Annotated in this window: 6 protein-coding genes; 3 read left to right on the top strand and 3 right to left on the bottom strand. The window is 69.9% G+C overall.

The window, feature by feature from the left end:
- Window positions 1–126 precede the first annotated feature (126 nt).
- Both ACWGO0_RS29570 and ACWGO0_RS29565 read left to right on the top strand, forming a co-directional pair.
- Entirely contained in the window at window positions 127–1,485 is a 1,359-nt protein-coding gene (locus ACWGO0_RS29570; protein WP_453541672.1) for an MFS transporter, read from the top strand.
- Window positions 1,486–1,524: 39 nt separating this feature from the next.
- The gene (locus ACWGO0_RS29565) at window positions 1,525–2,658 is read left to right on the top strand and encodes a TIGR03364 family FAD-dependent oxidoreductase (protein ID WP_453541669.1); all 1,134 of its coding nucleotides are present in this window, start codon (window positions 1,525–1,527) and stop codon (window positions 2,656–2,658) included.
- Between the two features lie 76 nt (window positions 2,659–2,734).
- Here ACWGO0_RS29565 and ACWGO0_RS29560 read toward each other — a convergent pair whose 3' ends face one another.
- Window positions 2,735–4,213 carry an aldehyde dehydrogenase family protein gene (locus ACWGO0_RS29560; protein ID WP_453541666.1) on the bottom strand — a complete coding sequence of 493 codons (1,479 nt, stop codon included), beginning with the start codon at window positions 4,211–4,213 and terminating at the stop codon, window positions 2,735–2,737.
- Between the two features lie 149 nt (window positions 4,214–4,362).
- Between ACWGO0_RS29560 and ACWGO0_RS29555 the strand changes: the two genes are divergently transcribed.
- Window positions 4,363–4,641 carry a DUF6011 domain-containing protein gene (locus tag ACWGO0_RS29555; RefSeq protein ID WP_453541663.1) on the top strand — a complete coding sequence of 93 codons (279 nt, stop codon included), beginning with the start codon at window positions 4,363–4,365 and terminating at the stop codon, window positions 4,639–4,641.
- Window positions 4,642–4,652: 11 nt separating this feature from the next.
- Here ACWGO0_RS29555 and ACWGO0_RS29550 read toward each other — a convergent pair whose 3' ends face one another.
- Window positions 4,653–5,525: an acyl-CoA thioesterase gene (locus tag ACWGO0_RS29550; RefSeq protein WP_453541660.1), complete on the bottom strand. Its 873-nt coding sequence runs from the start codon at window positions 5,523–5,525 to the stop codon at window positions 4,653–4,655.
- 34 nt (window positions 5,526–5,559) lie between these two features.
- Window positions 5,560–8,073, bottom strand: coding sequence for a DEAD/DEAH box helicase (locus tag ACWGO0_RS29545; RefSeq protein ID WP_453541657.1), 2,514 nt, complete (start codon window positions 8,071–8,073; stop codon window positions 5,560–5,562).
- Between the last annotated feature and the right edge of the window lie 52 nt (window positions 8,074–8,125).

Below are 8,125 nucleotides of genomic sequence, written 5' to 3'. Positions count from 1 at the left end.
CCCCGGCGCGCTGCCGAGGCGCGCGCCGGGGCCGAGCCATGCCCCCACACCCGTCCCCCACACTCTTCCCCCCACACCCTTCCCGCTCCCTCCCGCTCCTTCCGACGCGAAGCCGAGGACACCGCCATGGCAGACCTCGCACCACAAGAGCCACCACGACCGACGACCGTCACCACCACCCGTGAAGCACTCGACCAGGTCTCACCGGTCCTGCGCTCCCTCCGGGACAGGCGATGGCGATGGCAGATCTTCGCCATCACCTGGGTCGCCTACGCCGGCTTCTACTTCGTACGTCAGGCGTTCTCCGTCGCCAAGCTGGGCATTCTCGACGACCCCGCCGTGAACACCGTGCTCACCGAACGCGCCCTCGGCGTCATCGACGCCGTCTATCTGGCCGCCTACGCGGTGGGGCAGTTCACCTGGGGCGTTTGGGCCGACCGGTTCGGCCCGCGCGTGGTCGTGATCGGCGGCATGATCGGCGCGATAGCCGCGGCCTGCGTCATGGGAGTCAGCAGCGCGCTGCTGGTCTTCGGCGGCGCGATGATCCTCCAGGGGCTCTCGCAGTCGGCCGGCTGGGCACCGCTCTGCAAGAACATGGGCAACTTCTTCACCGTGGCCGAGCGCGGACGCGTACTCGGGATGTGGAGCACCAACTACGCGTTCGGCGGCCTCGCCGCTCCGCCGTTCCTGGGCTGGATCGCCTACTCCGTGTTCGACGACTGGCAGGTCGCGTTCCTGGCCGGCGCGGCGACCCTCGGCGTGGTGCTGCTGCTCTTCGTGATCTTCCAGCGCGACTCACCCCGTGACGTGGGCCCCACTGACCCTGCCGAGGCCACCGCCGACCGGAGGCCCGCCCCGGACACCGGCCGCGCGCCCCGCAGATCCGTGCTCGCCCTCTACCGCGAGACGGTGCGCGAACGCATGGTGCTCACCCTCGGCGCCGCCTACTTCCTGCTCAAGCCCGCCCGTTACGCGATCCTGCTCTGGGGTCCTGTCATCGTGAGCCGCCGCCTGCCCGACATCGACAAGGTCGGCGCGACCCTCATCCCCATCGCCTTCGGCGTCGCGGGCGTGCTCGCCCCGATCATCGTCGGCTGGATCTCCGACCGCGTCTTCCAGTCCCGCCGGGTCCCCGCGTGCATCCTCGCGCTCGCCGTCCTCACCGCGGCACTGGCGCTGTTCATGCCGCTCACCTCGACCGGCAGCGCCCAGGTGATGATCGCGGTCCTGGCGGTCATCGGTCTCTCCGTGTACGCGGCCGACGCGATGATCTCGTGTGTCGCGGCCGTCGACTTCGGGAGCGCCGAAGGCGCGGGCACGGCCGCCGGACTCGTCAACGGCTGCGGATCGGTGGGCGCCATCCTCGGCGGGCTGCTGCCCGGCTTCCTCTCCGGCGAGGTCCTTTTCACCGGCTTCGCCGGAGCCGCGCTGCTCGCCGGCGTACTGATGCTGCCGCACTGGAACCGGCTGCCCCGCACCGCGTGAACCCTCCCCATCATCGAGCGCACACGAGAGGCACCTCGCATGACCGTGAACCATGTGGACACCGCCGTCGTCGGCGGAGGCATTCTCGGACTCGCCCACGCCCTTGCGGCGGCCCGCCGCGGCGACCGCGTCGTCCTGTTCGAGCGTGACGAGTTCTCCGTCGGCGCGTCCATCCGTAACTTCGGCATGATCTGGTCCGTGGGACAGCAGCGCGGCGCGATGTACGAGCGTGCCCTGCGCAGCCGGGAGATCTGGCTGGAGATCGCGGCCAAATCCGGGCTGTGGGCCGCACCCGTCGGCTCCCTGCACCTCGCCCACCACCCCGACGAGGTCGCCGTCCTGGAGGAGTTCGTGTCGACGACCGCCCCCGCCAGGGACCGCGGCACCACGATGATCACGGCGAAGGAAGCACTGAGCCGCAGCGACATGGCCCGCGCCGAAGGGCTGCTTGCCGCGATGTGGAGCCCGACCGAGGTCAATGTGGACCCACGGCTGGCGATACCCGCGGTCGCCGAGTACCTCACGAAGGAACACGGCGTCGACATCAGGTTCGGCACGACCGTACGGGGCATCGACCTGCCCACCGTGTCGACGACGGCGGGCGACTGGCGGGCCGAGCGGGTCTTCGTCTGCAGCGGCAACGACTTCGAGACCCTCTACCCGGAGGTCTTCGCCACCGACCGCGTCGTCCGCTGCAAGCTCCAGATGATGCGCACCGGGGTCCAGCCCGGCGGCAGGCAGCTCGGTCCGATGCTCTGTGGCGGGCTGACCCTGCTGCACTACGCCGCCTTCGAGGACTGCACGGCCAAGGCCGCGCTCGCCGAACGGATGGGCCGCGAACTGCCCTTCCACCGGGAGAACGGCATCCACGTACTGCTCTCCCAGACCGCCGACGGCCGGCTGACCATCGGCGACAGCCACGCGTACGGCAAGACCCACGACCCCTTCGAGAGCGAGGAGATCAACCGCGCCGTACTCGACTACCTCTCCACCTTCGCCACCCTGCCGTCCCCGGAGATCACCGAACGCTGGCACGGCTTCTACCCCTCGCTGCGCGACGGACGGAACGAACTCGTCGTCGAACCCGAGCCCGGCGTGACCGTGGTCAACGGCGTGGGCGGGGCGGGCATGACGCTCTCCTTCGGACTGGCGGAGGAGCTCGTCGGCCGCTGACGTCCCGCCGTACCGCGGATGTACGACGAAGCCCCCACCGGGCAGGACCGGTGGGGGCTCGCGGCTTTCGGGGACGTCAGTAGCTGATGCAGGCCGAGTGCCACTCGGTGTAGAAGTCCCACACCTGCGGCGAGCACTCCGGCGGCCCGTACTGGGAAGCCTTCGACCCCACGTGCGGCAGATGCGCGTAGGCACCGACCCCGGGCCGGTTCACATGGAGCATGCCCGCCTCGAAACGGTCGACGGCCTCGAACGCCCGGGACTGCGAGGCGGTGAAAACGGTGCCCGACATCCCGTACTTCACCGAGTTCGCTATCTCCATCGCCTCGTCGAAACCGTCCGCGTCCACCACCGCGAGAACCGGTCCGAACACCTCCTCCTGCGCCAGCTCGCTGTCCCACGGCACATCGCGGATCACCGTAGGACTGACGTAGCACCCCTCGGGTAGATCCGGCCTGCGCTCACGCCCGCCGCCGCACAGCACCTTGCCGCCGTCCCGCTGCGCCGTGGCGACCGCCGCCAGCGCGGCGTCCAGCCGGGCCGTGTTCACGACCGGGCAGATCTGCGACGCCGGATCGTCGCCCGGTCCGACCCGCATACCCGCTACCCGGGCCACCATCCGCTCCAGGAACTCCTCCCGCACCCGCACGTCCACCACGGCCCGGCTGGTTGCCGAACACCGCTGCCCGGCCTGCCCGAACGCACCCTGCACCACCGCGTCCACGGCCCGCCCGACATCCGCGTCGTCACAGACGATCACCGCGTTCTTGCCGCCCAGCTCCAGTTGCGTACGGAGCAGGCGGTGCGCCCCGCCCGTGTGGATCGCCGTACCCACCGGCAGCGAACCGGTGAAACTGATGCCCGCGACACCGGGGTTGGCGACCAGCGCCTCACCCGCCGCCACATCGCCCTGCACCAGATTGAGCACCCCGTCAGGAAGCCCCGTCTGCTGGAAGATCTCCATGAGCAGCGCCGAGGTCAGCGGAGTCAGCGGCGAGGGCTTCAGCACCGCCGTGCACCCGGCGAGCAGCGCCGGAGCCACCTTCCACATGGGGATGGCCAGCGGGAAGTTCCACGGCGACACCAGACCGACCACACCGATCGGACGGCGGAAGGTGTACGCGAACGTCCGCTCCTCCTCGGCCGGCGCGGTCACGCCGCCGAGCAGCCGTGCCTGGCCCGCCGTGAAATCGATGACGGCGCGCGCCCGGCTCACCTCGCCCCGCGCCTCGGAGAGCAGCTTGCCCTGCTCGCGGGTGATGACGGCCGCCATCTCCTCGGCCCGCTCACCGAGGATGCGGCTCGCCATGGTCAGATACGCGGCCCGCCTGATCGGCCCGAGCCCCCGCCACGACTCCAGCGCCGCGGCGGCGGCATCGACCGCCCGGTCCGCGTCGACGCCTCCCGACTCGGTGAACTCGCCCAGCACATCGGTGAGATCGGCCGGGTTGACGTTCTCTCTCACCAGCCCCGATTCGGCCGGCGCCCAGACGCCGTCGATGTGATTGAGCCGAAGGTGCTGTGGAATCTGATGACGCTCCAGATCGCGTGCCATGGCCTCCCCTTCGCAGAACGCTCCGGCGCCCGTGCCGGACCTGGCCAGGCTCGCTCAGCGCGAGGGCTGTCACAATGCGCGATTGTCGAATGCCCGCGATAGATCACGGCTATCGGGCGTCGGACGGCGCGCCCTGAGAGGATCGGAGCGTGCAGTCTCCCGAACCGAAGACCGAACCGCATCACGAGCCGAAGTCCGGACCACATCACGAGCCGGACACCGGACAGGACTCCGGAACCCTCCCCGACACCGGCGTGCCCGAAGGCCGCCGCCTGGTGCGCTGCCGGATGTGCGGACGCCCCCTCACCGGTACGGCATCACGCCGTACCGGCCTCGGCCCCGCCTGCGACGCCAAACTGCACCCCGCGGCACCGGACATCCGCACCCGCCGCCACGAGGTCGACCAGGACACCCTGCCGGGTATCTGAGCCGCGGGGGACTACGCGTCGAGCCGCCGGAACAGCCCCTCCTGCACCACCGACACCAGCAACTGCCCCTCGCGGTCGTAGATACGGCCGCGGGCCAGCCCGCGCCCGCCCGTCGCGATCGGCGACTCCTGGTCGTACAGGAACCACTCGTCCGCCCGGAACGGCCGGTGGAACCACATCGCGTGGTCCAGCGACGCCATGTCGAAACCGCGCGGCCCCCACAGGGGCTCCACCGGAATCCGGACCGCGTCGAGCAGCGTCATGTCGCTCGCGTATGTCAGTGCGCACGTGTGGACGAGCGGATCGTCGCCGAGGGGGCCGACCGCACGCATCCACACGGCGCTGCGCGGGTCCGCGTCCTTGATCTCCTCCTGCGTCCAGCGCAGCCGGTCGACGTAACGGATGTCGAAGGGCTGGCGCCTGGCCATCCGCTCCAGCGCCTCGGGCAGGGCGCCCAGGTGCTCACGTACCTCGTCGGCGACGGTCGGCAGGTCGTCGGGGTCCGGGACCTTGCGGGCCGGCGGCAGCTGGTGCTCGAAGCTGCCCTCCTCCGGGCGGTGGAAGGACGCCGTCAGATTGAAGATCGTCCGGCCCTCCTGCACGGCCGTGACCCGCCGGGTGGTGAAGGACCGGCCGTCCCGCACCCGCTCGACCTCGTAGACGATCGGCACGCCGGGGCGTCCGGGGCGCAGGAAGTAGGCGTGCAGCGAGTGGACCGGGCGGTCGCCGTCGGTGGTGCGTCCCGCCGCCACCAGCGCCTGTCCTGCGACCTGGCCGCCGAAGACCCGCTGGAGCGACTCCTGCGGGCTGCGGCCACGGAAGATGTTGACCTCGATCCGCTCCAGGTCGAGAAGGTCGACCAGGCGCTCGGCGGGGTTCGTCATGCTGCACCACTCCACTCTCGAAGGCGGTTCCTCGTCACAGCTGACCCACCGAGGTGACCCGGACGACCGCCCGGCCCTCCTCGTCGGAAGCGGCCAGGTCGACCTCGGCGCTGATGCCCCAGTCGTGGTCCCCCGCCGGGTCGGCGAACGCCTGCCAGACCCGCCACAGGCCGTGCTCGCGGTCCTCGTCGATCTTCAGCAGCTTCGGGCCCCGGGCGTCGGGACCGGTACCCAGGTCCTCGTGCGCGTCCCAGTACTTGTCCATCGCCTCGCCCCAGGCGTCCTCGTCCCAGCCGGACTCGCCGTCCATCTCGCCGAGGTCGCGGACCCGGTCCAGCGCGGCCAGCTCGACGCGGCGGAACATCGCGTTGCGGACCAGGACCCGGAAGGCGCGCGCGTTCGCCGTGACCGGCTTGACCTCGTCCGCCCGCTCCTGCGCCTGCTCGGCGGTCTCCACCTCCGGGTTGGCGAGCTGCTCCCACTCGTCCAGGAGACTGGAGTCCACCTGACGGACCATCTCGCCGAGCCAGGCGGTCAGATCCTCCAGGTCCTCCGACTTCAGGTCGTCCGGGATGGTGTGCTCAAGAGCCTTGTACGCGCCCGCGAGATAGCGCAGGACGATGCCCTCCGTACGCGCCAGCTCGTAGTTCGACGTGAACTCCGTGAACGTCATGGCCCGTTCGTACATGTCCCGGATCACCGACTTCGGCGACACCGGGTGGTCGCTGACCCACGGGTGGCTCGTGCGGTACACGTCGTACGCGTGCCACAGCAGCTCGCTCAGCGGCTTCGGGTACGTCACGTCCTGGAGCAGCTCCATGCGCTCCTCGTACTCGATCCCGTCCGCCTTCATCTGCCCGACCGCCTCGCCCCGCGCCTTGTTCTGCTGGGCGGCGAGGATCTGCCGGGGGTCGTCCAGGGTCGACTCGACGACGGAGACCATGTCCAGTGCGTACGAGGGGGATTCGACGTCGAGGAGGTCGAACGAGGCCAGCGCGAAGGTGGACAGCGGCTGGTTGAGCGCGAAGTCCTGCTGGAGGTCGACGGTGAGCCGGACGATGCGGCCCTCGGCGTCCGGCTCGTCGAGCCGCTCCACCACACCGCCGTCGAGCAGCGAGCGGTAGATGGCGATGGCCCGCTTGATGTGACGGAGCTGCGCCTTGCGCGGCTCGTGGTTGTCCTCCAGCAGATGCCTCATCGCCTCGAAGGCGTTGCCGGGTCGCGCGATCACCGAGAGCAGCATCGTGTGCGTCACCCGGAAGCGGGAGCTCAGCGGCTCGGGATCGGACTGGATCAGCTTGTCGAAGGTGGTCTCCGACCAGGCGACGAAGCCCTCGGGGGCCTTCTTGCGGACCACCTTGCGCTTCTTCTTGACGTCGTCGCCCGCCTTCTTGACGGCCTTCTCGTTCTCGATGACGTGTTCCGGCGCCTGTGCGACGACGAAGCCCGCCGTGTCGAACCCGGCCCGCCCGGCCCGGCCGGCGATCTGGTGGAACTCCCGCGCGCGCAGCGTGCGGACCCGGGTGCCGTCGTACTTCGTGAGCGCCGTGAACAGCACCGTGCGGATGGGTACGTTGACGCCGACGCCGAGGGTGTCCGTACCGCAGATCACCTTGAGGAGACCCGCCTGGGCGAGCTTCTCCACCAGGCGGCGGTACTTGGGCAGCATGCCCGCGTGATGGACCCCGATGCCGTGGCGGACGTAGCGCGAGAGGTTCTGGCCGAACTTGGTGGTGAAGCGGAAGTTGCCGATCAGGTCGGCGATCTTCTCCTTCTCCTCCTTCGTGCACATGTTGATGCTCATGAGCGACTGGGCCCGCTCGACGGCAGCGGCCTGGGTGAAGTGCACGATGTAGACGGGCGCCTGCCGGGTGTCCAGCAGCTCCGTGATCGTCTCGGTGATCGGCGTCAGCCGGTACTCGTAACTGAGCGGGACCGGCCGGGTCGCCGAACGCACCACCGAGGTGGGCCGGCCGGTGCGGCGCGTGAGGTCCTTCTCGAACATCGCGACATCGCCGAGCGTCGCCGACATCAGCACGAACTGGGCCTGCGGCAGCTCCAGGATCGGGATCTGCCAGGCCCAGCCGCGGTCCTGCTCCGCGTAGAAGTGGAACTCGTCCATCACGACCTGGCCGATATCGGCGTACTTGCCGTCACGCAGGGCGATCGAGGCCAGCACCTCGGCGGTGCAGCAGATGACCGGGGCATCGGCGTTGACCGAGGCGTCGCCGGTGAGCATGCCGACGTTCTCCGTGCCGAAGAGCTTGCACAGGTCGAAGAACTTCTCCGAGACCAGTGCCTTGATCGGCGCGGTGTAGAAGGTGACCTTGTCCTGGGCCAGCGCCGTGAAGTGCGCACCGGCGGCGACCAGGCTCTTTCCCGAGCCCGTGGGCGTGGAAAGGATCACGTTCGCCCCGGAGACGACCTCGATCAGCGCCTCTTCCTGAGCCGGATAGAGGGTGATGCCCTGGGTCTCGGTCCATGAGGAGAAGGCCTCGAAGAGGGCGTCCGGGTCGTCGGTCGGGGGCAGCTGATCGATAAGGGTCACACCCCCATCTTGCCTGTCTTCCGTCCGGATGAGGGAACCGGAGGGCGGGCCG

Source organism: Streptomyces sp. NPDC055749 (assembly GCF_053617235.1).
This window is presented reverse-complemented; position numbering and strand designations above follow the sequence as displayed.